General features: G+C 33.9%; 18 protein-coding genes, 1 pseudogene and 1 other annotated feature. Of the genes and pseudogenes, 1 reads left to right on the forward strand and 18 read right to left on the reverse strand.

The genetic code is table 11. The features are described 5' to 3' along the window. Positions 1 to 269: 269 nt before the first annotated feature. From AC1VAQ_RS04755 to AC1VAQ_RS04800, 10 genes and pseudogenes are all read right to left on the reverse strand, one after another. Positions 270 to 1,723 (reverse strand): annotated as a pseudogene (locus AC1VAQ_RS04755) (IS1182 family transposase). A 138-nt stretch (positions 1,724 to 1,861) separates the two neighbouring features. After that, complete coding sequence (locus AC1VAQ_RS04760) at positions 1,862 to 2,053, reverse strand: hypothetical protein (RefSeq protein ID WP_479903538.1); 192 nt, start codon at positions 2,051 to 2,053, stop codon at positions 1,862 to 1,864. Between the two features lie 214 nt (positions 2,054 to 2,267). Then, positions 2,268 to 6,737 carry a hypothetical protein gene (locus AC1VAQ_RS04765; protein WP_479903539.1) on the reverse strand — a complete coding sequence of 1,490 codons (4,470 nt, stop codon included), beginning with the start codon at positions 6,735 to 6,737 and terminating at the stop codon, positions 2,268 to 2,270. 2 nt (positions 6,738 to 6,739) lie between these two features. Continuing rightward, positions 6,740 to 7,468, reverse strand: coding sequence for a DUF6063 family protein (locus AC1VAQ_RS04770; protein ID WP_302596337.1), 729 nt, complete (start codon positions 7,466 to 7,468; stop codon positions 6,740 to 6,742). A gap of 3 nt (positions 7,469 to 7,471) precedes the next feature. Next, positions 7,472 to 9,028 (reverse strand): hypothetical protein, encoded by a 1,557-nt coding sequence (locus tag AC1VAQ_RS04775; RefSeq protein ID WP_479903540.1) that lies wholly within the window; start codon positions 9,026 to 9,028, stop codon positions 7,472 to 7,474. A 237-nt stretch (positions 9,029 to 9,265) separates the two neighbouring features. Next, entirely contained in the window at positions 9,266 to 9,739 is a 474-nt protein-coding gene (locus AC1VAQ_RS04780; RefSeq protein ID WP_479903541.1) for a GatB/YqeY domain-containing protein, read from the reverse strand. Between the two features lie 80 nt (positions 9,740 to 9,819). Further along, on the reverse strand, positions 9,820 to 9,999 hold the full coding sequence (rpsU, locus tag AC1VAQ_RS04785) for a 30S ribosomal protein S21 (RefSeq protein WP_013657175.1): 180 nt from the start codon (positions 9,997 to 9,999) through the stop codon (positions 9,820 to 9,822). Between the two features lie 142 nt (positions 10,000 to 10,141). Beyond that, on the reverse strand, positions 10,142 to 12,787 hold the full coding sequence (alaS, locus tag AC1VAQ_RS04790; RefSeq protein WP_479903542.1) for an alanine--tRNA ligase: 2,646 nt from the start codon (positions 12,785 to 12,787) through the stop codon (positions 10,142 to 10,144). Positions 12,788 to 12,815: 28 nt separating this feature from the next. Next, positions 12,816 to 13,400, reverse strand: a complete 585-nt coding sequence (locus AC1VAQ_RS04795; protein ID WP_302596345.1) for a M15 family metallopeptidase — start codon at positions 13,398 to 13,400, stop codon at positions 12,816 to 12,818. Between the two features lie 58 nt (positions 13,401 to 13,458). Continuing rightward, positions 13,459 to 13,707 (reverse strand) — a binding site (T-box leader). A 132-nt stretch (positions 13,708 to 13,839) separates the two neighbouring features. Beyond that, positions 13,840 to 15,084 (reverse strand): DUF1015 domain-containing protein, encoded by a 1,245-nt coding sequence (locus AC1VAQ_RS04800; protein WP_302596347.1) that lies wholly within the window; start codon positions 15,082 to 15,084, stop codon positions 13,840 to 13,842. A gap of 206 nt (positions 15,085 to 15,290) precedes the next feature. Between AC1VAQ_RS04800 and AC1VAQ_RS04805 the strand changes: the two genes are divergently transcribed. Beyond that, complete coding sequence (locus AC1VAQ_RS04805) at positions 15,291 to 16,013, forward strand: lysophospholipid acyltransferase family protein (protein WP_302596348.1); 723 nt, start codon at positions 15,291 to 15,293, stop codon at positions 16,011 to 16,013. A 46-nt stretch (positions 16,014 to 16,059) separates the two neighbouring features. Here AC1VAQ_RS04805 and AC1VAQ_RS04810 read toward each other — a convergent pair whose 3' ends face one another. The 8 genes from AC1VAQ_RS04810 to AC1VAQ_RS04845 form a co-directional block, all read right to left on the reverse strand. Beyond that, on the reverse strand, positions 16,060 to 17,292 hold the full coding sequence (locus AC1VAQ_RS04810; protein ID WP_302596350.1) for a BaiN/RdsA family NAD(P)/FAD-dependent oxidoreductase: 1,233 nt from the start codon (positions 17,290 to 17,292) through the stop codon (positions 16,060 to 16,062). A gap of 131 nt (positions 17,293 to 17,423) precedes the next feature. Then, positions 17,424 to 17,996 carry a CDP-diacylglycerol--glycerol-3-phosphate 3-phosphatidyltransferase gene (gene pgsA, locus AC1VAQ_RS04815; protein WP_302596351.1) on the reverse strand — a complete coding sequence of 191 codons (573 nt, stop codon included), beginning with the start codon at positions 17,994 to 17,996 and terminating at the stop codon, positions 17,424 to 17,426. Then, positions 17,980 to 19,326, reverse strand: a complete 1,347-nt coding sequence (gene rimO / locus AC1VAQ_RS04820; RefSeq protein ID WP_302596352.1) for a 30S ribosomal protein S12 methylthiotransferase RimO — start codon at positions 19,324 to 19,326, stop codon at positions 17,980 to 17,982. Before rimO ends, pgsA begins: the two co-directional genes overlap by 17 nt. 20 nt (positions 19,327 to 19,346) lie before the next feature. After that, on the reverse strand, positions 19,347 to 20,186 hold the full coding sequence (gene folD / locus AC1VAQ_RS04825; RefSeq protein ID WP_302596354.1) for a bifunctional methylenetetrahydrofolate dehydrogenase/methenyltetrahydrofolate cyclohydrolase FolD: 840 nt from the start codon (positions 20,184 to 20,186) through the stop codon (positions 19,347 to 19,349). A gap of 197 nt (positions 20,187 to 20,383) precedes the next feature. Beyond that, positions 20,384 to 22,054, reverse strand: a complete 1,671-nt coding sequence (locus AC1VAQ_RS04830) for a formate--tetrahydrofolate ligase (protein ID WP_302596355.1) — start codon at positions 22,052 to 22,054, stop codon at positions 20,384 to 20,386. A 33-nt stretch (positions 22,055 to 22,087) separates the two neighbouring features. Beyond that, positions 22,088 to 24,478, reverse strand: coding sequence for an FtsK/SpoIIIE family DNA translocase (locus AC1VAQ_RS04835; protein ID WP_302596356.1), 2,391 nt, complete (start codon positions 24,476 to 24,478; stop codon positions 22,088 to 22,090). Between the two features lie 117 nt (positions 24,479 to 24,595). Then, complete coding sequence (locus AC1VAQ_RS04840; RefSeq protein WP_302596357.1) at positions 24,596 to 24,796, reverse strand: YlzJ-like family protein; 201 nt, start codon at positions 24,794 to 24,796, stop codon at positions 24,596 to 24,598. After that, complete coding sequence (locus AC1VAQ_RS04845) at positions 24,793 to 25,716, reverse strand: ClpP family protease (protein WP_479903543.1); 924 nt, start codon at positions 25,714 to 25,716, stop codon at positions 24,793 to 24,795. Before AC1VAQ_RS04845 ends, AC1VAQ_RS04840 begins: the two co-directional genes overlap by 4 nt. Positions 25,717 to 25,751 lie beyond the last annotated feature (35 nt).

The raw sequence follows: 25,751 nt of genomic DNA on the forward strand, positions 1-25,751 counted from the left end.
TACTAAATAGCGTAGAGCTCTTCGATATAAAATACTAGGGCTCAAAAGTAGTTAAATAATGTGATAAAACATAAAAGCAGTATGAGATAACGTAAAGAAGTGATTAAGGAAGTTCATATAGCAAGAAAAAAGACACCTATTATTTAGAGGCCACTGAAAAACTATCGTTTTTCAAATAAACCTAAAAAAAGCACTTCAAAAAAGGCAATCAAAATCTAAAGTCAAGATTTTAATTGCCTTTTTTCTTTATTATTAAGTTAATGGTGGTACTAGGCCTCCATTAACTTAATAATTCTTTTTAAATTTACTGCGAACATGGCCAGTGCCCCTTGCATTTCCATGCCTATTAAGCCTGATGATGATGCAACATCATAACCATGCCTATGTTTTAATTCACTATTTTTAGCTTCTATTTTATATCGCTCTTTTGATTTCTCTTTAAAATAGTCACTTTCTTGAAAACGCACCTGTTCTTTATGTATATCGCTCTTTATAGTTACAGAATAAGTTTTACTTTTAGCCCCATCTTTATAGCATCCATCTTTAAATGAACATACTTTACAGTTTTCAACATCAAAATAGTAGGTGTCTGCTTGATTTTTTGAGACACCTTTCTTTCCTTGTCTTGCTTTTCGAATCGCCATATGACCGGCTTTACAAACATACATTCCTGCATCTTTATTAAACAAAAATTCATCTTCTTTTTTTCTAACTCCTTGTGTTACAGACGGATTCAATTTGGCTACAAGCTTAATCTCATTTTCAGTTGCTAATTCAATATTTCCTTTTTCAGAATAAGCTGCATCACCTATAATAGTATCTATTTCAAGGCCGGTCTCTAAACTCTTCTCTAATAATGTTTTTAGTTCTTTTCCATCATTCTTTTCACCAGTGCTGACCGTTGCAGCGGTAATGATTCTTTCCTCCGTCATAGCTATATGTGTTTTATATCCAAAGAATGATGTATCAGCTGTTTTATGTCCTACCATTGCATCACAATCACTTGAAATCTTTAAATGTTCAATATCATCATTTACTGTCTCTTCTAAAAGATTTATCTTTTCTTTTACTTTAGGATATGAAGCGATTGCTTCATTAGTGTTTATTACTTTTAAAAGTTCTTGGCAGTATGTAATTTCCTCTTCTATAACATTTGACGTGTTTTTAGAAGGGAAAACATCTTTCATTTTTTCATCTATTTCATACACGGCTTTACGTAATTTTTTAGAACGATCTTGTAAAATCTCTATAGGTGATTTTTGATTATAACGTGATTTAGTATGTGTTGCATCAACGATAATAGATTTTGACTTAATAATACCTTTTTCAAGTGCTATGCCTACTGTCTTATTGATAAGTAAGTCTAAAAGATTAACATCTTTTAATCTAAGTTTACGAAACTTAGTCAATGAACTTGCATCAATAACAGCATCCTCAGGAGCCATATCTAGAAAATATTTAAAAGACATATCATATCTAGAGCGTTAACAATATCTACATCTGATAAATCAAAAATAGATTTTAAAAGAAGATATTTGAACGTGCGAATAGGACTAATGGCATTTCTACCATTATCTAAGCAATATTTATTAATAAGTTCATCATAAACAAAGGAAAAATCAATCAGTTCATTGATCTTACGTAAAAGATTATCCTTTGGGACAACGAGATCGTAAATTTTCATGTATGGGCTTAAGACTAAAGATTGTTGTTGTTGAAGCATAGTATCACCTTCCGAATTTGATACTTTTATTATAACAGAAAAAAGTCTATGATTGTCGAAATTCAACAATCATAGACTTTTTCAGTGGCCTCATTATTTAAGGTGTCTTTTTTATAATACCTAGCACTACTGCTAACACTAGATATATCGTTCTGTATAGTTTATTGCTTGTCTTATAAGTGTAATTTCTTCTTTGCTACTCAAGCCACTATCCTTAATATACCTAAAGGCAGGCGTAGCTTCATGATCAAGCCAATTGTAAAATGCATTAATTTTATCATTTGGTATTGATACTGTCTCACCATTCGTAAGATATACACGTAATTCCATATTTATCATCTCTTTATATTAGAATATACTAAAATAAGATTAGTTAAACATCCATTACTTGAAACTTTCTTTTGTAGTAATATACTCTACAAATAGCGTATGTATACATATAAAAGCAGCTAGATTTATTTCAAAAAGTATTAATCTAGCTGTTTTCAATGGTTAACTAGGCTATTAATTTTAAGTTAACCCTTAGATTTATAGGATAAAGACATTATAAGGTCAGTTGCTCCCCGATTAATTTATCGTAGCTTAAGTTATTTAAGTTCATATTTGAGCGGATATTTTCTACTACGATAGTTTGTTTTTTATCTACATCATATGTAGATGATAAGTTATATTTCACATCAAATAGAGACATAAGATGATTTGGAATATCATATCCTACACAAAGAAGCTGTACATTATTACGATCTAAGAGCTTAATAACAGGTTCCCAGATATACGCTGCTGCTGTACCTGAGAATGGACTATCTAGCATAATGAACTTACGGCTATCCTCACCAATATGAGGATTGTAGAGTTTGCGAATATATGATATCAAACAAATGAAAATGCTCATATACATCCCATTAGATTGCCCTGTTGAACCAATTGCACGATTCCAAGGAAGTTCACGGCTATTTTCTGCAATATCTTCTACTTTAAAAATACGCACATCACTTTTTTTGATATTGACTACAAAAGCACTAAAGAGTTCACGTAGCGTTAAATGACTTGCTAAATAAGCTTGTTTTTTACTTTCCTCAATATACTCCACTTGTTCGACTAAGCTATTAATATAACTACGCATCTTAGCAAAGCGTAACTCTTCATCAAGTGGCGTGACAATAATACGAATCATCTCTTGACTACGACCATAAAGTTCAATTTTAGAAAGCTGGGAAAGACTCATAAGGTCATTATAAACTTGTTCACATTTTTGAATACACTGTGTAATAAAACTCTCTTCATCTTTTTTTAGTTCCAGGATAGTAAGTTTAATACGCTCTTTTTCTTCACGTAAATTTTCTAAGTAGCCACCTTTACCACCAATAAGTTCTTTATAACGAAGTGCTGACAATTCATCTTGTGGCTTTTCTGTAAGAAGTTTATCTAAGTCTCCTTTAAAATGAACAAGTTCTGGCGCTTCTAGTTTAGCTAAAACTTCGTGAAGTAAATCTTCATAAGCTTTTAATTCTTGACTAAGGAGGCCTAAAACTTTACTTGCATCTTGCTCAGCTACTTTAAAGTAGTCGAGCTCTACTAATTCTTCAGAAACTGGTATTAATGTTAACTGGTGTTTATAAATAAGTGCATCTAACTTCTGGCTCATATCAACAAGTTTAAAGAGTTGTACATCACAGGCATTCTTTTGACGTTCAGCTTCAGCAAAATCTTTTTCAAAAGCCTTATGTGCTTGCATGTTTTCCACTCTTTCACTGATAATACGCTCAAGATGTGTTTTCACATTCCCTTCTTGTAAGAAAACAGTATCATAATTAATGCCATAAGTCTGTTTAAATTGGTCTTTCATATTATTCAAAGCGCCTTCATGACTTACAAAATTTTCACGTGCAAGGGTAGCTTTTTGTTTAAGTCCTTCATAAAGATGTGTTTCTCTTTGAATTTCTAGGGCAAGGAGATTTAAGAATTCTAAATAATCGCCTTGTAGGAGTTGGCGAGAAGCAAAATACTCAGGATCAAAATCTTTATGTTTAGCACACATTTCCTTTTCTTTTTGCTTCATGGCATCAGTAAGTTCTTTGATTACCGCATCTAGGAGTTTTACATCACCCGCTTCTTCTGTAAGACGTTTTTCATAAAAAGCATATTTTGCATGAACTTCCTCAAAAGAAATGGTTGGTTCATCATACTTGGTAGCTTTTTCAATTTCAAATTTAAAAGCACTTAACTGCATACGAAGTTTAATGAGCCCTTCAAATAAAACACGATGCAAACGGTCGGCTTCTAAATATTTACTTTCTAAAACATTCAGTTCAAGTGTTAAATTTTCTAATTCTAAGTATAATTGTGCACACGTTACTTCTAGTGTGTGCACAATTTCACTTAATTGTATACGTGTCTCCTCATGAACTTCCCAGGTAAGTAGAGATTCCCATTCTTTTTCTAAAGATTTAATCTCATCTTCTAAAACAGCCCCTTTTGCAAGTGAGGTTTCTAATTTAGAAGTCAAAGTTTCCTTTTGATGACTGAGTTGGGTGCGTTCTAATTCTGAAGCATCTAGTAGCAGTATTAGATTTGCCTTTTCACCGTTTGCTTCAGTCAACATAGACTCTTGGACTTTAATCTTATCTGCGGGGAAAGCGCGCATAAGTTCCATATAGAGACTTCTATGCTGTTCTAAGACTTCAATTTGACCTTCAAAGTCTTTAAGCTCCTGAATGTAACGAAGTTCTTCTTTTTTTAGTTTTTTTAGTACTTTTTCTTTCAGTTGTACATTCATAAAGAATTCGTAATCCTTGGCTGTAAAAGTAAGTCCCGCTATACTAAACGGTTGTTCACTTAAAAGGGCTTGACGGTCAATAATAGGCAAGAGTTCATCTTCTAAATCACGCATTAAGTCTATATCTAAGCAAAGCTTTTGAAAATCTAGATGATCTACTAAAATACTATAAGGCAATAAATTAGTTTGCTTTAGCAAACGTTCTTTAGCTTCTAAACTTTGACCTTCTAAAAAGGTTAACCCCAAAATAGCTGAAGGATAAACATCTTTAATGCGTTCGAATTGACCTATAGCAGATTTAGAAAGATTTATGCCTTTATCTTCTATAATTGCCTCCTGCTTCTTTTGAAGCTCTTCTAGCTTTAAGTTCTTCTTAGCTATAGTTGTACGAAGGTTTGTAAGTGTTTGATTAAAGTAAGTTAGCAGCTCATAAGTATGATAAGTATCTCTCAATCGCTCAATTTCGATTTGTGCTTTATTGGCTTCATGAACCTTTTCCTCAAGATCAGTAATTTTTTCTTTCACATGATCATGTTTAGATACTAACAAAGAATGCCTTACATAGTTTTCATTTTGAAGTGTATCCACACGTTTAAGTTCTTCTTGAAGTAAAGCAATTTCTTTTTGAAGGGCCTCATATGTGTTTTTATCTGTATTGAGATGCTCCTTAAGTTGCTCTTTAGTTAAATGTTTAAATTGTTTTTGAAGTAAACTAAGTATTTCTTTTTCATTTGCAAGAGCTATTTGTTTTTCTTCAAGTTGTGTCTTATAATAGTGCTGTTCAGTTTTTAAACGTTCTTGCTTTAGATTTAGCTCATCTTTTAACTTTTTAAGCGTATCAAGTTCAGCCTTTGCAGTTTGTTCTTCATTTTCCTGACTTTCAAATTTTGTTAAAAGACGATTACCATAAACGTTTGCCCAATAGCTATAATCTGCTACAAGTTCACTATGTTCCTTAGAACGTGCTTCACGTTCTTCTTCTTTTAAAGCTTTCTTTTCACTATAGGTTAAATATTCTCTATAAAGTTTTTCACCTTCATAATAAGTTACTTTATCTTCTAACGCATGAATCGCATTTTCCTTATCTAGCATTTCTTGTTTAGAAACATTGGCTAAGCGTTCAAGTTCTGCTAAAGCTTCTACAGCTTCTTTAATCCCATAAGCACGTTCTGTAATTTCCAGCTGCCTTGTCTTCTCTTCACAGGATTGAATGGCTGTTTGAATTCTTGTTAGTTCTTGATTTAAAATTTCTTTTTCAAGAGTACTATTTTTCTTAGCTATTTTAATTGTTTGGTTAAGGACGCTTAAACGTTTAAGGAGATTAGTCTTTTCACGAAAGTGTATCTCTAATATACCTAATTGCTCAAAAATAGCTTCACAAGCATTTTCAATATAGAGATACTCTTCTTCTAGGGCTTCTTTTTGTTGTAAGGTCACCAAGGTTTGTCGAAGTTGTAGAAGTGTTTTCGCACGATTTTCTTCTGTTTGATAATCCATTTCGTGACGTAAGCGATAGCTTTCTTCAATCGTTGGAATTAAGAAATCTTGGATAAAGCTACTAGCAGTTGTATATGATCTTAAGTACTTTTCAGCATTAGCTTCACTCGCATTGATTCCCATAAGATGTTTCCATTCCACACTGTTTATATTAAGCTTTGCGAGTTCCTTAAGATGGTCCTTTTTTGTACGGTTAATTACTATGGCATAATCTTTAAGAGGCGTTCCTTGAAGTGTTTTTAAGTACTTCTCTAGCTCCTTATAATTCATAACTTTCCTAGTTCCATCATCTTTATAGGTAACAAGTGGTAACGACTCAATATCATAAGCATTTGGCGTATTATAGTAACAAATATATAAAAACGTACCAAACTCACCCTGATTTTCCTCATCTACAAATCCTTCTAAGGTTTTATCCCCTGTTTCTTTTTTATAAGCACAAAAACCTACTAGTGCATATTTATAGGCACTACCTTCATCTAAACGCCATTCTACTAAAGAATGAATGGTATTATTGTTATTATTTTTATCAAATAAAAGAGAAATAGGAAACTCCTGTTTAAATTTTGCATTAGGTAGCATAGGTTGCGCCATACATTGTAAGAAAAATGTTTTTCCAAGTCCGTTAATCATATCAATAAGTGTATGGGCACCACCTAATTTTAAAACAAAATCTTCGTAATAGTTATTTCCATCATTGTACTTGGTGTTGACAAGTCGGGTACGATTAATATCTGGCATCTTTAGCTGTCTCCTCTCTGAAGTAATGTTTCGCTATAATGCATAAGTGCATTTTTTACATCTCTATTATCAAAATAGTTAGCAATCAGTGCTTTAAACTTCTCTGTTGGCATATAATTACGTTCTTTTTCATTTTTAACCAATAAATTTTGCATTGTTAAAAAGTGTAAACTTCTTGTTACAAAGAAAAACTGTGAATTTGTTCTTCTAAGACTTTCTAAATTTTCTTCTGTCTGATGTAAGCTTATTTGTGTTAAATCTTCCCAGAAAGTTTTAAGTGTACTAAAAGCAAACGATTCTTCCTTTGAAATCTCTTCTACTGTAAAGGCTTCCAAGGTTGCTGTCACACGATCGACCACTTCTGTACTTGTAATATAATCTTTATAAGTTGCGAAACTACTTTCTTTATAAAAGATTGTCATTACAGAGTACATGATAAAATAGCATAAATAGAGCTCTTTGTTTGTTTCTAAATTCATCATATTACGCAACTCTTCGTTTTTATAACCAAAGAGTACATTATCAATACCTGGTGAAACATAAAGTGATTTTTTATATTCAATAAGTGTTACACCGTAGCTTTCTAATATGGTATAGACCAATTCTTGAACGGTCATATCACTTATATAAAGCGTATATAAATCATATTCGCTTATAATCCCAATAGGCTTATTTTGAAGCAGCAGATTGGTAATACGTAAAGCAGATTGTAGTTGTTCTTTATAAGTCATAGTTTACCTCGTTGTATAATAGTTACAATTTGTTATTTCTAGTGGCCCTTCTTGAATATATTCACCACGTAGTACTTCTACATGAAAAGAAGTTTCCTTAAAGCAAGCTAAACTCTCTGTTTCTGAAATGATTTTATAATAAACCCATTCCAAATCAGGCATTTTTAAATCTTTTCTAGAAAGATTTTTAAATTCAAAGCACTTAGCTCCCTTACTTCCTCCTTTATTTTGGGTAAGTGTTAAAAGAAATGGCGCTAAATCATAGTTTTCATATACTTTTTCACCATAGCGCTCTTTTAAAGCTTTTAAATATTCTCTTAAAGAAACTTGTTTCTTTTCCTTCACAATAAGCAGCAATTCTCTAAGCATTAATTCATAATTAAAACATAAACGACTTTCTACTTGTTGATCTAACGTTTCTACATGGATAGTATCTTGATTAGAATGATCTAGTATTTCCTTATCCTCATCAATCGTTTCTTTTAAAAGTAAAAGATGATCAATGCGTGTAGGTGCAAAACTTTTCGGAAGATGAATATTAAACAAACTATCTATAGCTATTTTAAGCCCTCTTACATCATCTTTGCGAAGTGCACTTTCTAAATAGTGCTGAAAGCTAAAATTCTCTTTAAAAATAGTTTTACGACGCATAAGCAACATTTCCTCAGCCTTCTGCCTTAGATCTACGACAGCATCTAACAAAAGACTATGTAGTTCTACAGTTTCAGTAAGTGCCATTTTCATATCAATGATAAAACTTTTAAAACGCTGTTCTTTAGCCGTCATTTGAACTGGTTCAATTTGATAGAGGTATTCAAATTCTAAACCATTTAAATAAGATAAGGTCTCTTTAAAGAGAGATTGCTCATCTTCTAAACGCTTACGTACACACTTAGTATAATTTTCATAGCCTTCTGTAAAACCATAACTGAGCTCTTCTAAGATTTCACCTTTACGTTTGGCTTCTTTTTTAATCTCAATATTAATATTTTCTAAAGTATTAAGGGCACTTCCAAAATCTTCACTATCTACAAGTTTACGTAGTAAGATAAGCTGAATGCTAATTTTACTTTCTTCTCCAAATTCTTTTGTTTGTAGTAAGAAATCAATTCCTGTGCTTGTTAAACGATAGAAGTTTTTTTCAAGTCGACTATCTCTTTTATAGCTAATATAACGTAATTTAGTTTCTTGGGTATCAGAAAGTACTTGATTATAATATTGATACGAAAATGGACTACCACCATTTTGTAATTTATCTAAAACATAACGTGTAAGGTTAGTTAATTCTTCAGCTGTATAAGTGACCTTATAGCTTTCAGCAACTAACTTCTGAATAAATACCTCTAATTCTTCAAAGGTTATACCCCGATCCTTTAAATGCCCCTCATATAATAAATAAGATAATAACCCTAATGTTAAAAGTCCCATATCTAAGTTGTTATATTTATCTGAGCGTTTATTAAGTGCATAAAGTTCAAAGAAAGGCATATATTTTGCAAGGTTTTCTTGGCGTATTGGTAAATCAGTTATAATACGTTCAATTTGTTTTTCAAATTCCATCGTACTTCTTCCTTTTGTAAAATTTCTAAATTTAGATGTTCTTGTGGGATGAAATATTTATTAGTTATAATATCAAATATGTTAACACCTATTATACCGAACATTTGTTCAAACTACAATAAAAAAGAATGTATTAAGCACTTGTAGAGTTTTTTATACCAGCACTTAATACATTCTTCTTATAAACGCAAATAAAGGATGTCATTAACTGAACACCCTTCAACAAGCTTACATATTTTATTGATTCATCAAACATTGCTTAACAATGCTACTTACTTTCCCGTTATCAGCTTTGCCTTTAACTTTCGCTGTGGCAATACCCATAACCTTTCCCATATCCTTTCCCATATCCTTTCCCATATCCTTCATAGATGTGGCACCGACTTGTTCGATTATCTCACGAATGATCGTAGATAGCTCTTCATCCGAAAGTTGCTTAGGTAGGTATCCTTGGAGAACTGCAATCTCAGCTTGAGCATCTGCTACTAAATCTGGACGATTTCCTTTTTCGAAATCAGCAAGTGCATCTTTACGTTTCTTGATTTCTTGCATAATAATATCAAGAATTTGTTCTTCATCTACATCCTCGTGTGAGTCCTTTTCTTTTTGAAGAATTGCACCACGTACACTTTGGACTGTATTCTTGCGAAGTATATCTTTTTCTTTCATGGCTTCCTTCATATCTGAAAGAAGTTGTTCTTTTAAAGACATTTAGCATCATCCTTTAAAACAAGTTCTATAGGCCTAGTGGCCTATAGAAACTTGAAATAATTATAGTTAAAGAATTTCAATTAGTATTGTTTATTCTTTTTACGTGCTGCTTCTGATTTCTTTTTACGTTTTACACTTGGTTTTTCATAGTGTTCTCTTTTGCGGATTTCTTGCATGATACCTGCTTTCGCACAGTTTCTTTTAAATCTACGAAGAGCGCTATCTAATGATTCATTTTCGCGAACTGTAACCTCTGACATTTCTTTTTCCCTCCCTCCGGTGCGATGTCGTGCTTTATGCATTTGTACGGAGAAAAGATTAAAGCACTACGTTAAATTATAGAGTAGTTTAGGTTATTCGTCAAGTGTTTCTCAAAAATTTTATGCTAAAATTTAAGATTTTTTAAGCATTCACTTGAGATTTGATAACAGATTTAGCAGTTTCTAGTGCTTCACTGATTTTTGCTGTGTTTTTACCACCAGCTTGTGCCATATTTGGACGGCCTCCACCTTTTCCATCTACTACTACTGCTGTTTCAGAAATAATCTTACCACAGTGTACACCTGCACTTACTGCATCAGGTGTTGCCATAACTACAAGATTTACTTTATCATCTAAAGCACTCATTAATACAACGATACCAGATACAAGTTGATCTTTTAATGAATCTCCCATATTTTTAAGGGCATTCATATCTAAACCATCAACTTGAGTTGCAAGTACTTTAAATGCACCAATTGTTTCTGCTTGGTCTAATAATGAACCAGCTTTACTTGCAGCAATTTCAGATTTTAATTTTTCATTTTCTTTTTCAAGAGATTTCACTTCAAGTGCCATTGCTTCAACACGTTTTACAACGTCTGCTTTTTTAGCTTTTACAACATGAGCTACTTCATTTAAGCTATTTTCCATTTCTTGATAGTAAGCAATTGCACCTCTACCTGTTACAGCTTCAATACGTCTTACACCTGCTGCTACACCTGTTTCAGAAATTATTTTAAATGTACCGATTGCTGCTGTATTTTGAAGGTGAGTACCGCCACAGAATTCAATAGAGTATCCCCCCATATTAACAACACGTACAGTTTGACCGTATTTTTCACCAAAGAGTGCCATTGCACCTAATTTTCTAGCTTCGTCAATTGGCATTTCTTTAACTTCAATAGTTAAGCCTTCTAAGATTTTTTCGTTTACTAAAGCTTCTACTTTTTCAATTTGCTCATGTGTTAAAGCTTCAAAGTGTGTGAAGTCGAAACGTAAACGATCTTTTGTTACATTAGAACCAGCTTGTTCAATATGTCCACCGACTACTTCACGAAGGGCTTTTTGTAAAAGGTGAGTTGCACTATGGTTACGAGAAACATCCATACGTGTCGCATTTTCTACTGCAAATGTAGCTTTTTGACCTTTTTCGAGTGTTCCCTCTACTACCTTTACATGGTGAGCAAACTTGCCACCAATTACTTTTGTTGTATTTGTAACAAGACCTTTACCTGTAGCTGTTGTGATTGTGCCAAGGTCTCCTGCTTGACCACCACTTTCAGCATAGAATGGTGTTTCACTTACAACAACATAAATTTCATCTCCAACATGAGCTGAATCTAAAAGTGCTTCATCATTTGCAAGTACTTCTAATGTACCTTCTAATGATGTTTCATGGTAACCTACAAATTTAGTTTTCATAGCTGGGTCCATTTTATTGAATACTGTTTCATCAGCACCCATATATTTTGAACCACCACGTGCATCACGTGCTTTTTGGCGTTGTGCATCCATTTCTATTTTAAAGCCTTCTTCATCAGCACTAAGTCCTTGTTCTTCTAAGATCTCACGTGTTAAATCAATAGGAAAACCATAAGTATCAGAAAGTGTGAAGCATGACTTACCATCTAATACAGTTTTTCCTTCAGCTTTCATTTCATCAATATGACCTTTTAAGATATTAAGACCACGGTCAATTGTTTCATTGAAGTTTTTCTCTTCTACTGTAAGAAGTTTAACGATATATTCAAATTTATCTTCGAGTTCTGTATATTCATGTTTAGAGTTTTCGACAACAGTTTTTACAAGTTCTTGTAAGAATAAACCTTGAATACCTAATAATTTAGCGTGTCTAACCGCACGTCTAAGAAGTCTTCTCATAACATAGCCACGGCCCTCATTTGATGGTAGGACACCATCTGCAGCCATAAATGTTACTGAACGGATGTGATCAGTAATAACACGGATTGATACGTCTTTTTTGTATTCCTCACCATATTTAACATTTGCAAGTGCACATACGTGATCACGAATTGCTTTAACTGTATCTACATCAAAGATAGAACCTACACCTTGCATCATTGCTGCAAGTCTTTCAAGTCCCATACCTGTATCAATATTTTTTTGTGCAAGTGGTGTGTAAGTCCCATCTTCATGACGTTCGAATTGTGTAAATACTAAGTTCCAGAATTCCATATAACGGTCACAGTCACAACCTACGCTGCAGTCTGGGCTATCGCAACCATACTCTGGTCCACGGTCAAAGTAGATTTCTGAACATGGTCCACATGGTCCATCGATACCAGCTTCCCAGAAGTTATCTTCTTTACCAAGGAATACAATATGATCTTCTGCAACACCTACTTTGTTTTTCCAGATTTCAGCGGTTTCTTTGTCTTCTTCATACACAGAAACAAAAAGTCTTTCTACTGGAAGTTCAAGATGTTTTGTAACGAATTCCCAAGCCCATTCAATAGCGTCTTCTTTAAAATAATCGCCAAATGAGAAGTTCCCAAGCATTTCGAAGAACGTACCATGACGTGCTGTTTTACCTACATTTTCAATATCACCTGTACGAATACATTTTTGACATGTCGTCATTCTTCTTCTTGGTGGCTCTTCTTGACCAGTGAAATAAGGCTTAAGTGGTGCCATACCTGCATTGATCAATAATAAGCTGTTATCATTTTGTGGTACTAATGGAAAGCTTTTTGCACGAAGATGATTTTTGCTTTCAAAAAATTTTAAGTACATTTCTCTAAGTTCATTTAAACCGTAGTTTTTCATGTGTTCCTCCTAAGTTTGACTATTTATATTAACCTTTTAAAGCACAAAGATATTCTTCTAAACAAAGCTGCTTTTGATGCATTCTAATGGCAGCCTTTTGTCCAACATACCGATAATGCCAAGGTTCATATGTAATGTGTGTGATATCCACTTTATCTTTAGGATAACGTAATATGAGGCCAAAACGTGCACTATTAGTCAGTAACCATTTACCAGTAGCTGTTTTTTCAAATGCTGTAGTCAAAGGGTCTTCTAAATCTTTCATAGACCATACAGCGAGATCTACAGCGAGTCCTAACTGATGTTCACTATGCCCAGGCATTGCGACTATTTGAGCTGCTTGAAGTCTAGCAGCCTCTTCGTCTAATCCCTGATTTCTATAATGATCTATCTTACGTGTAAAAAGCATCTCCTGATAGGTATATGGACGATATCCGCTAATAATGACAACCTGTTCAAGTCCTAAATGATGCAGTGTAAAGTTGACTTTACGTACAGCGAAAAAAGCTTCCCTGCACAGCCAAATCTTTGAAAAAGAATCTTGCATAAGGTGGACTGGTTTAAAATCTTTGCTTAAACCATATTCTTTATTCACTAAACGTAGTGTATCCATATTAACCCTCCTTCAATCGAAGAAAAAGACTCATACACGCAAAAAAACCTCTATCCCAATTAGGGACGAGGTTTCTCGCGGTACCACCCTAGTTACATGCAAAATGCATATCACCTTCACGATTCATAACGAAATCACCCGAGTACCTCTACTTGTAATAGATCTTATAAAGTATATAAGTCCACCTTTGCACGTTCAAAATACTTACTCCAAGACTGCTTCTATAAATAGGTATTAGAAAGCTCACACCATTACTTTCCTCTCTGAAAACCCTTATTTATATACTCCTTCTTTTCACTGTAGTTAATATATATATACGCTACGTCTAGCGTCTTTATTCTTTTTCTTATTCGATTATATGTAAAGTTTCACAATTTGTCAATAAAAGGCTAAAACTTTCCATTTAATCTATAGCATAAATCGAATGAATATCCTATTTTTACTTTTTAAAGCCGTCTTCATCAATAGCATGAATAAATATTCCGCTACGTAATTTGGGTTCAAACCATGTTGACTTAGGTGGCATTAAAAGATGTGCATCAGCCACAGCAATTAACTCATCCATAGAAGTAGGATACATACTAAAAGCAATATCCATATCTTCATTCGTACGTCTATTAAGTTCTTCTATTCCACGAATTCCACCAATGAAGTCAATACGTTTATCATTTTTGGGGTCTTGAATATGAAAAACAGGTGCCAATACATAATTTTGTAATAAGGCTACATCTAAACAAGCTACTGGGTCATTTTCATCAATACATACTTCTTTAAGTGTAAGCTTATACCATTTCTTTTCATAGCGCATACCAAACGTATGACGTAATGTAGGCTTGTATATCTCTGAAGAGACCTCTTCTACATCAAATTTCTGCTTTAAATATTCAAAGAACTGTGCTTTACTCAGTCCACTCTCATCTTTTAGCACACGGTTATAATCCATAATATAAAGTTGTTCTTTTGGAAAAATAGTAGCTAAGAAATATTGTGCCTCTTCACAGCCTGTATTTTCTTCTAAATGCTTTCTTGCTACGGCTGCTGCTGCTGCTGCTCGATGATGACCATCTGCAATATAAAGCGCAGGAGCTTCTTTGAAGGCAGCTGTGATATTTTTTATTGTTTCTGGGTGACTTACTTTATAGACTTCATGTCGTACACCATCTTCAGATGTAAAATCATATAAAGGCTTTTGAGTGGCAACATATTCTTTCATCCATAAAGTTACAAGATCTAAGCCTTTATATGCTAAAAAGATAGGACCCGTATGTGCATTGCAGTAAGTTACATGATTAATACGGTCCTGTTCTTTATCAGTACGGGTATTTTCATGCTTTTTAATAATACCTTCATCATATTCTTTTGCTGAAACACAGCATACAATCCCATACTGACTTGTAAATTCATTCGTTAAACCATAAATATAGAGACTTGGTTCATCTTGTACAAAAACATCTTCTTGAATCATACGTTTTAAAGTATCACCAGCAAAACGAAAAACCTCTGTAGTATCTTTAGGATTTACAACATGCATTTCAGGTTTGTCAATATGTAAGAAAGAATAAGGATTTCCTTCTACACAAATCTTTGCTTCTTCTGTATTCATTACATCATAAGGTAATGCTGCTACTTTAGTTACTAAATCAACCTGTGGTCTAAATGCACGAAAAGCTCTAATAGTTGCCATAAAATTTCACCTTTCCTTTTATAGTATATTTATTGCCAACTTATTATATAATAATACAATTATCATACCATATTAATTATGAATTTAGAATATTTAATAATAACTCATTTGCAAAAATATACTCACGTAAAAGCATTTGATTAATCTACCAATTAGTTTATAATAAAAGAAGACTATTATATTTATTTTGCATAAGGAGATTTGATATGAAGAACTTTATATTTTTCACACGTTTCTTTTTTTCATTAATAGGAACTATTCCAATGCTATGGAAAGTTAAAAGCTATGAAAAAAAAGGACAACTTATTGAACGTGATGATTATATTCATCGTGTTTCAAAAAAATGGATGTTAGATAATGTGAAATTCTCAGGTTCAACTGTTACTGTACATGGACTCGAAAACTTACCAGATGAAGGACCTGTTGTTTATATTAGCAATCATCAAGGAAACTTTGATATTCCTTTACTAATGGGGTATATTGATCGTCCTAAAGGTTTTGTTTCAAAAATTGAAGTCAAAAAAATACCAATTATTAATAAATGGATGGAACTTATTCATTGTGTATTTATGGACCGCTCTAGCCTTAAGGGGTCTGCAGGTGCAATTATTGAAGGAATTAAAATTTTAAAACAAGGTCATAGCCTTGTTATTTTCCCAGAAGGAACAAGAAGTAAAGGAGACAAAATGGGTGAATTTAAAGCTGCTAGTTTTAAACTTGCTACCAAACCAGGCGTACCTATTGTTCCTATTACAATTGACGGTTCATATCATTTAATGGAAGAGGGACATAATCGTATACGTAAAGGACATGTAAATCTTACGATTCATCCACCAATTCCAACAAAAGGTTTATCTAAGGAAGAATTAAATGAACTGCCAGATAAGGTACATAACCTTATTGCAAGTGTATTACCAAATCAAAACTAAAAAAGGAGTTACCACAAAATTAGTTTGTGGTAACTCCTTTAACTATTTACAACTTATTTTTTTCAATAATGTGCTTTGCGCATAAATAACCTGTCGAAAAAGCTGCTTGAATATTATAGCCTCCTGTATCGCCATCTACATCTAATACTTCACCAATAAAGTATAATCCTTTTTGTTTACGACTTTCCATAGTTGTAGGATTTACTTCTTTAAGTTTAATTCCTCCAGTTGTAACCATGGCAATATGGAAACCACCTAATGATTCAATATGAAACGGGCATTTGGTAAGCATTTGCACAAGCTGTTCACGCTGCTTTTTATTGACCTGCGCACAAGGCATATGTTCGTCAAGTTCAATAGTTTCACATAGTACAGAATACAGGTTACGCGGCAATTTAAACTGCTTTAAAAATGTAATCACTTCTTCTTTGCCACGATGTGCAAGTTGGTCAGCAAAATATGCTTTTACCTCTTCATACGTTTGTGGATATAAAAAGTTTACAGTAACAACGTCTCCTGCATACATCCACCTAGAACTATTAATAATTGCAGGTCCCGAAAGTCCTTTATGTGTAAAGAGCAAATCACCTACATAACTTGTTATCTTTTTCTGATTACGCCAAATTGTAATTTCTGCTTCTTTAGTGGATAACCCAGAAAGTACCTTATATTGTTTTTCAAGTGTACGAATATCTGTTAATGCAGGTCTCGGCGTCATAATTGTATGTCCAAGTTTTTCAGCCAATGTATAACCTAGCCCATCTGAGCCCATATGTGGGTATGATTTTCCCCCTGTAGCAATAACCACTTGGTCACTAAAATAACGATTACCGCTTGCAGTTTCCACTGTAAAAACATTATCATATACTGAAATGTTTTGAACCGTTTCCGTATATTTAAACTCAACATTAGCCTTTTGACACTTCAAAAGTAATGCATCTAAAATATCCCTACTTTTCATACTTTTAGGAAACACCTTGTTGTTAGGAAATACTTGGTAATCCACACCTGCTGATTCAAAGAATTTCATGGTATCTTTATTTGTAAAGGTTGTAAGTGCTTTTTTTAAAAACTTTATTTTATCATCATAGCAGCCAAAGAAATCCTCAATAGGCCCTGCATGTGTAAAATTACATTGCCCAGCCCCTGAAATAAGAAGTTTGCGACCTGCTACACTGTTACGTTCTAGTAATAACACATGTTTTTGGGCTCTGCCTAGCTTCTGAGCAGCAAAAAGACCTGCTGGTCCACCACCAATGACGATTGTGTTGTAATGCATAGTGAGTCCTCCAATAAATATAGTCTTAACTTTTATTATATCCAAATAAAAAGTATCTGAAAAGCATTTTATAAAATAAATATAAAAAGATGATTATATACTTAAAATAAAGCATATAATCATCTTCATAATTAATGGCTAGAAGCTAATACATGCTTATTTTGCCATAAATATTGAAAGCCTGATACTAAAGTTAAAATAAGTGCTAAATAAGCAAGACAAATAGCTAGTCCTGAAATAATAGAATTTGAAATTGGTATTAAGTAAACAATAATCATGACCATTTGCACAACCGTTTTTACTTTACCTAAGTAATTTGCGGCAATGACTTTATTTTCACTTGCTGCTACAAGGCGAATACCAGATACCATGAATTCACGTAGTAAAATAACTACTACAATCCATGCTGGAAGATTACCTGCTGGTAAAATACCTTGTGTACCAAAATCAATGATTGCAATCATTGCACCTGTCACAAGCATTTTATCCGCTAATGGATCCATGAATTTACCTAGATTTGTTACCAAATTTAACTTACGCGCTAAGTAACCATCTAAAAAATCTGTTAGGCTTGCAATAATAAAAATGGCAAGTGCTGTCCATAAAACTACATTTAATGATAAATTAAGAGGAAGCCAAATAATTCCCATAAATACAAAAACTAATACAATACGTAATGTTGTTAGCTTATTCGCAATGTTCATCTATAATCTCTCCAATTAGATCGTAGTCATTTGCACCAGTAATACGCACATCCACATAATCACCAGAGATAAGTTCACCTTCATATTCTACAAATACTTCACCATCAATATCTGGTGCATCTTGGTAAGTACGACCAATGTAAACATCTTCGTCTGTAATTTTTCCTTCAATTAATACTTTCATTTCTTTGCCAACTTTTGCAGCAGTTAATTCCTGAGAAATGCCATGTTGAAGTGCCATAATTGCATCACGACGCTTAACTTTTGTTTTTTCATCAATTTGATTTTCAAATTGAGCTGCTGGAGTACCTTCTTCTTGTGAATAAGTAAATACACCTAAACGATCAAAGCGCATTTCTTTTACAAAGTCATAAAGAATGTTGAAATCTTCTTCTGTCTCACCTGGGAATCCTACAATTAAAGTTGTACGAAGGGCAATGCCAGGAATTTCTTGACGTAATTTGCCAATAGTTTCTTTTAAAAGTTCTAAAGAACTTTTTCTTGCCATACGTTTTAAGACAGCTGTTGATGCATGCTGAATAGGAATATCTAAGTATTTACATACTTTAGGATTTGTTTTAATCTCTTCGATTAATTCATCTGTAATACTTTCTGGATAGCAGTAAAGTACACGAATCCATTCAATACCTTCTACTGTACTAAGCTCTCTTAAAAGTTTTGCAAGAGATGCATCTTCTAAGTCACTACCATACTCTGTTGTATCTTGAGCAACTAAAATGATTTCTGATACACCATCTTTTGCTAGTTGTTCTACTTCTTTTTTGATTTTATCCATCTTACGACTTCTGTATTTACCACGTAACTTAGGAATGATACAGTAAGTACAGTGTTTATCGCAACCTTCAGAGATTTTAACATATGCAAAGTAACCTGCAGTTGTTAAAATACGAGGCATTTCATCTAACATTTCACGATCAATAAGATCGAAAGTTTGTGTACGAAGACCTTTTTGTTCTAAAATGCCATTAGCAATTTCTACAATTTTATCATATGAAGTTGTTCCAACTACAGCATCTACTTCAGGAATTTCATCTAAAATTTCCTGTTTATAACGCTGTGCCATACATCCTGTAACTATTAAAGCTTTACAGTTACCATTTTCTTTGTATTGTGCAACCTGTAATATATTTTCAATACTTTCTTTTTTTGCATCTTCAATGAAGCAACAAGTATTTACAACAACTACATCTGCTTTATCTTCATCACCTGTTAAAGAAAAGCCTCCTTGGTTTAATAAACCTAACATATGTTCACTATCAACTAAGTTTTTATCGCATCCAAGAGATACGAATGATACTAAATAATTCAAATTAATACTCCTTCATGTGTTTATTTTTCAGCAGCCAAAACACAGTTATGCATAAGCATAGCAATTGTCATAGGCCCTACTCCGCCTGGGACTGGTGTAATATAGGCAGCTTTCTTTTCACAAGCCTCAAAGTCTACATCACCACAAAGTTTACCATTTTCTAAGCGATTAATACCTACATCAATAATAGCTGCTCCTTCTTTAATCATATCCCCCTTAATGAAATTAGGAATACCAACAGCAGCTACGACAATATCTGCATTTTGAACAACTTCTTTTAAATTTTGTGTACGTGAGTGACAGATAGTTACTGTACCATGTTCACGTAATAAAAGCAAGCTTACAGGTTTTCCAACAATATTACTACGCCCTACTACCACGCAGTTTTTACCTGCAATTGCGATATTGTAACGTTTAAGAAGTTCAATAACACCTGCTGGTGTACAAGAAACAAAGCCTTTAAGCCCAATACTGAGTGCACCTACATTCTGTGGATGGAAACCATCTACATCTTTACTTGGTGCAATACGTAAGATTACTTTTTGCTCATCTAAATGGGCCGGAAGTGGTAATTGAACTAAAATGCCATGTACAGTAGGATCAGCATTTAAAGTATCAATAAGACCTAACAGCTCATCTTCACTTGTTTCAGTAGGTAATTCATAACTAAATGATTTGATACCTACAAATTCACATGCTGTTTTTTTATTACGTACATAAACTTGAGAGGCACTATTATCACCCACTAAAATAACTGCAAGTCCTGGTTCAATTCCCTCAGCTTTTAAAGCACTTACTTTTTCTCTAAGTTCTTCTTTGATTTGTGTTGCAATAAATTTTCCATTAATTAGTTTTGCCATTTGTTTCTCCCCTTATCAGTTTATTTAAAATAAAGTTATAAATTTAGTTTATAAAATATATACCACATTCAGTTTTGTTTTGTACATTTGTACAGAGGTAACAATCTATAATGACCCGTGAAGAAACATTTCTCCACGGGTTTATTATAGTATAACACAATTTCGTAGCTTGTTCTAAACATTTTAGAATAAGTGGCTTAAAATAAGCCTGTTACAGTCCCATTACCATCAATATCAATTTGTTCAGCAGCTGGCTTCTTAGGAAGCCCTGGCATTGTCATTACACTACCAGTAAGGGCTACAATAAAGCCTGCACCTGCTGATATTCTAATTTCTCTAATCGTTGTTGTAAAGCCTGTAGGTCTACCTAAAGCTGTTGGATCATCAGAGAATGAATACTGATTTTTAGCCATACAAACCGGTAAATGAGAAAGGCCTAAAGCTTCTACTCTAGCAAGTTCCTTTAAAGCCTTTGGCTCAAAAGCTACTGCACTTGCTCCATAAATAGTAGTTGCAATCTTTTCAATTTTTTCTTTTACACTTAAATCATCTTCATAAAGCATTTGGAACTTACTTGGTTTATTTTCTAAAACATCAATCAGTTTTTCAGCAAGTTCAATGCCCCCTTCTCCGCCCTTTTCCCATACATTGGCGATGGCAAAGTTACAACCTTTCTCTTCACAAGCAGCCTTTACAAATGTTTTTTCAGCATCTGTATCTGATACAAAGGCATTAAGCGTCACAACAACTGGTACCCCATATCCTTGTAAGTTTTCAATATGTTTTTCAAGATTACTAAAGCCAAGTTTAAGTGCCTCAAGATTTTCTGCTTGAAGTTCAGATTTTTGAATGCCTCCATTATATTTTAGTGCACGAATTGTTGTAACAAGTACAACTACATCTGGTTTAAGTCCAGCTTTACGGCATTTAATGTCAAAGAATTTTTCAGCCCCTAAATCAGCACCAAAACCTGCTTCTGTTACAGTAATATCTCCAAGTTTCATAGCAAGCTTAGTTGCCATAATACTGTTACAACCATGTGCAATATTAGCAAATGGCCCCCCATGCATTACAACAGGTGTATTTTCTAGTGTTTGTACTAGATTTGGTTTAATAGCATCTTTAAGAAGTGTTGCCATAGCACCTTCAGCCTTTAAATCACCTGCCGTTACAGGCTCACCCTTAAAGTTATAACCAATAATAATTTGGCTAATTTTCTCTTTGAGATCTGTAAGACTTGTTGCTAAACATAAAATAGCCATAATCTCAGATGCAACTGTAATCATAAAACCATCTTCTCTTGGCATACCATTTACCATCCCTCCAAGTCCTACAACAATCTCACGTAGTGCACGGTCATTCATGTCAACACAACGTTTCCATGTAATAGTACGACAATCAATACCAAGTGTATTGCCTTGATGAATATGATTATCAATCATAGCAGCTAATAAATTATTAGCTGCACCGATTGCATGAATATCACCTGTAAAGTGGAGGTTAATATCTTCCATTGGTACAACTTGTGAATAACCGCCACCCGCAGCACCACCTTTAATTCCCATACAAGGTCCTAAAGAAGGTTCACGAAGCGCAATGATTGCATTTTTGCCTATTTTGCATAATGCTTGTCCAAGTCCAACAGTTACAGTTGTTTTACCTTCACCGGCTGGTGTTGGATTTGTTGCAGTTACTAAAACAAGTTTGCCATCTTTTTTGCTTTCTAAGTTTTGGATTAATTCATAAGACAGTTTTGCTTTATATTTTCCATAAAGCTCTAAGTAATCTTCTCCAATACCGGCCTTTTTAGCAACCTCAGTAATTGGTAGCATTGTTGCTGCTTGTGCAATTTGAATATCAGTTTTCATAACAATCTCCTTCACCATAATGATTCATTTTTACTATAAAACACGTCTTGGTTTGCTGCCTTCATCTGGCCCGACAATCCCACGACTTTCTAAGGCATCCATTAATCTGGCTGCACGATTAAATCCTATTCTAAAATAACGTTGTAGCATAGAAATTGAAAGTTTCTCCTTCCCTGCCGCAAATGCAATAGCATCTTCTAAAAGTGCATCTTCATCTTGTCCATCCCCTGTAGCTACTGTTGCTGTTTCTAATGTTTGAATAACAGATTCTTCATAGTTTACTTCATCTGTTCGGATGGCATTTACAATACTTTCGACTTCTTTATCTGAAATAAATGCGCCTTGGATACGAATTGGCTTTGATTCTCCAACTGGGTAAAAGAGCATATCTCCTTTTCCAAGAAGTTTTTCAGCACCAGTCATATCTAAAATAGTTCTAGAATCTGTTCCTGAAGATACAGCAAACGCAAGTCTTGATGGGATATTGGCTTTAATAACACCTGTAATAACATCAACAGATGGTCGCTGCGTAGCAATTACGAGATGAATACCTGCAGCCCTAGCCATCTGTGCTAGACGGCAAATCGCATCTTCCACTTCCTTTGCACCAGTCATCATAAGATCAGCAAGCTCATCAATAATAATAACTATTTGTGGTAATCGCATACTTTCCTCTACTTGCTTCTCATTATATCCTTTCATATCACGGACATTATTTTCAGCAAACAAATTGTAACGACGTGTCATTTCATTAACTGCCCAGAAAAGTGCCCCAGCTGCTTTTTTAGGATCTGTTACAACTGGAATAAGTAAATGCGGAATACCATTATAGACACTTAGTTCTACAACCTTTGGATCAATCATAATCAGTTTAACCTCATCCGGTCTTGCCTTATACAAAATACTTGTAATCAGTGTGTTAATACAAACACTTTTTCCTGAACCTGTAGCACCTGCAATTAAAATATGTGGCATTTTTGCAATATCTGTAACAATTGGTTTACCTGCAATATCTTTTCCCAGTGCAAAGGCAAGTTTAGAAGGATATGCAATAAAACGATCAGAATCAATAACATCTCGTAGGTAAACCATTTCACTACTTTCATTTGCAACCTCAATCCCTACAGCAGCTTTGCCTGGAATTGGTGCCTCAATACGAATATTAGGAGCTGCTAAGTTTAAGGCAATATCATCAGCCAAGTTCACAATCTTACTTACCTTAACTCCTTGTTTTGGTTGTAGTTCATAACGCGTAACTGCTGGGCCCTTATGTATTTGTGTTACTTTAGCTTCTACGCCAAAACTAGCTAGTGTTTCTTCTAACTTTTTTGCATTACTTAAAGATTTTTTAGAAGCATCTTTACTATAAGGTACCTGCACCTTATTTAGGAGTTCAATAGAAGGAAAAGTATACTCTTTCATTGGCTGTGTAGGATTTTGTACCGACACATTTGTAGATTGTGATAAACTTTCATCTTTACTTCCTAAGTCAAGTGGCATATTCCTACCTGGTGCTACTGACGCATTCTGATTTGATGTAGTCTGTGTCAGTGGTACTTCCTGAGATGGCGTCATATGTGATTCCGAAAGAGTTTGTTCGTATGCATCAAAAACTTCCTCTTCTAGCTGCTCTTGCATTTCATCAAGATAACTTGGTACATCTGCTGATTCATCTACAATATTAATACCTTTATCACCTTGATATTCTGAAGCATTATAAATTGGAATCGATTCAAAGTTATATGCCTCTTCACCCTTAACCTCGTCTTTTAACTTACCTACTCGAATCTTAGGCTGTTTTGTATATTTTGAGTGTGATTTGAGATTTTTACTCATATTAGCAAAAACTTCACTACATCTCACATGAATCCATGAAAATATAGGAAATTGTGTAACAATAAGTAACCAGACAGCTGTTAATACGCTTAAAACAACATATGTACCATATAGTCCAAACAGACTTAAAAGTAAGTAACCAAGGGCTGCACCTATGAATCCACCATTAAACCAAGCCCCTTGTTCAATATAATATAAACTCCATAAAATTTCATCTACTGCTTCCTTATAATATAAGACATGGAAAAAGGTGATTAAAAGTAGCAGAAAACTTAACGTATACACTAGTGTTTGTACGACTCTCTTTAGATTACCCTGTATATAAAATACCCCAACCCCTACAGCAATGAGTGGTATTATGTAACCACCTATACCAAATAAGCCAACGAATATCGTGCGAATCATTTCGCCTATAAGCCCAGATTTAGTAGTAAATAGTCCGATGAGTATGAGCAAACTTACACCCACCATACAAATTCCTACAATTTCTTTTGAAATTGGTGAATGTGTATTTGAACGATTTACAGGTTTTCTCTTGACATTTTTATTTCCTGTTTTAGGCCCATTTTTCTTTTTCTTTTTATTCATTTGTCATAACCCCTTTATCTAATCGTGTAATACCTCCATAAATATAGAATACATGGAGGTGCCTATAAGTATAGACTTTGAGACATCTCCATAAATTTCATTATAGCAGTTTTCCCATTATTTGATAAGAGTGTTTTCAAGTAATGTGCCGGGTTGTAAATTTTCATTTAAAAAGTCTTTTGGGTCTGTAGAATAAATACGTTCTAAAACATAACCATCTGATGTTTTACAGGCGAGAACATCCATACCATTATAATTAAGTTCTACATATTCTATAGGTTCATCTAGTCCATAAATAGGTGCAACAGAATACATCATTTCTTTTCACCCACTTCAGCACTTTCTTCAGATTCTTGGATTAGACTATGCAATTTATTCATAGCTTCAGTTAGTCCACCTACCTCATCGATGATTTTTTCTTTAACGGCTTCTTCTCCAACTAAGATTGTACCTACATCTCTCGCTAATTTACCGACACTGAGCATCATTTCGCGGAATCTTGCTTCTTCAATATGAGAGTTTTTAGCAACAAAAGCAACAATACGTTCTTGCATTTGATCAAAAAATTCAAAAGTTTGTTGTACACCTATTACTGTACCACTCATACGTACAGGATGAATAGTCATTGTGGCAGTAGGTGTAATAAATGAATAATCACTAGAAACCGCAATAGGCACGCCAATAGAATGCGCACCTCCTAAAACAAGAGAAACAACTGGTTTATTAATAGAAGCAATAAGTTCTGCAAGTGCTAAGCCTGCCTCTACATCACCCCCTACTGTATTTAAAATAACTAAAATTCCTTTTACCTTAGGATTATCACACAGTCCAACAATTTGAGGTATAAGGTGTTCATATTTAGTGGTTTTATTTTGGGGTGGTAAACTCATATGCCCTTCTACTTGACCAATGATAGTAATACAATGAATTGGACTTTCACCATCCTTTCCTGCAGGCAATTGGCCAAATTCTTTAATATTTTCCACTGTATTTTCAGGTGCTTGTGGCGAATCATTATTCCCTTCATTTTCATTTTTACCATTATTATTTTCTTTACTAGGTGCTTTAGGTATAGAGGGCTTTTCAGTATCATTTCGCCCAGAAAAATTTTGCTGCATGGCTGAAAAATTTTTCATTGGAACATCATTACGCATTGGAACCTCATCTTTCATTGGGACATCATTACGCATTGGAACCTCATCTTTCATTGGTGTACTATCAGTTATATTTTTTTTCATAAGCTTGTTCCTTTCACATAAACTTTATGGTTAGT

Source organism: Cellulosilyticum sp. (assembly GCF_982396655.1).

Bases quoted from the DNA above. Each gene is read 5' to 3' on its own strand.
- AC1VAQ_RS04760 (WP_479903538.1), bottom strand. From the start codon at position 2,053: ATGGAATTACGTGTATATCTTACGAATGGTGAGACAGTATCAATACCA.
- AC1VAQ_RS04765 (WP_479903539.1), bottom strand. From the start codon at position 6,737: ATGCCAGATATTAATCGTACCCGACTTGTCAACACCAAGTACAATGAT.
- AC1VAQ_RS04770 (WP_302596337.1), bottom strand. From the start codon at position 7,468: ATGACTTATAAAGAACAACTACAATCTGCTTTACGTATTACCAATCTG.
- AC1VAQ_RS04775 (WP_479903540.1), bottom strand. From the start codon at position 9,028: ATGGAATTTGAAAAACAAATTGAACGTATTATAACTGATTTACCAATA.
- AC1VAQ_RS04780 (WP_479903541.1), bottom strand. From the start codon at position 9,739: ATGTCTTTAAAAGAACAACTTCTTTCAGATATGAAGGAAGCCATGAAA.
- rpsU (WP_013657175.1), bottom strand. From the start codon at position 9,999: ATGTCAGAGGTTACAGTTCGCGAAAATGAATCATTAGATAGCGCTCTT.
- alaS (WP_479903542.1), bottom strand. From the start codon at position 12,787: ATGAAAAACTACGGTTTAAATGAACTTAGAGAAATGTACTTAAAATTT.
- AC1VAQ_RS04795 (WP_302596345.1), bottom strand. From the start codon at position 13,400: ATGGATACACTACGTTTAGTGAATAAAGAATATGGTTTAAGCAAAGAT.
- AC1VAQ_RS04800 (WP_302596347.1), bottom strand. From the start codon at position 15,084: ATGGCAACTATTAGAGCTTTTCGTGCATTTAGACCACAGGTTGATTTA.
- AC1VAQ_RS04805 (WP_302596348.1), top strand. From the start codon at position 15,291: ATGAAGAACTTTATATTTTTCACACGTTTCTTTTTTTCATTAATAGGA.
- AC1VAQ_RS04810 (WP_302596350.1), bottom strand. From the start codon at position 17,292: ATGCATTACAACACAATCGTCATTGGTGGTGGACCAGCAGGTCTTTTT.
- pgsA (WP_302596351.1), bottom strand. From the start codon at position 17,996: ATGAACATTGCGAATAAGCTAACAACATTACGTATTGTATTAGTTTTT.
- folD (WP_302596354.1), bottom strand. From the start codon at position 20,186: ATGGCAAAACTAATTAATGGAAAATTTATTGCAACACAAATCAAAGAA.
- AC1VAQ_RS04830 (WP_302596355.1), bottom strand. From the start codon at position 22,054: ATGAAAACTGATATTCAAATTGCACAAGCAGCAACAATGCTACCAATT.
- AC1VAQ_RS04835 (WP_302596356.1), bottom strand. From the start codon at position 24,478: ATGAATAAAAAGAAAAAGAAAAATGGGCCTAAAACAGGAAATAAAAAT.
- AC1VAQ_RS04840 (WP_302596357.1), bottom strand. From the start codon at position 24,796: ATGATGTATTCTGTTGCACCTATTTATGGACTAGATGAACCTATAGAA.
- AC1VAQ_RS04845 (WP_479903543.1), bottom strand. From the start codon at position 25,716: ATGAAAAAAAATATAACTGATAGTACACCAATGAAAGATGAGGTTCCA.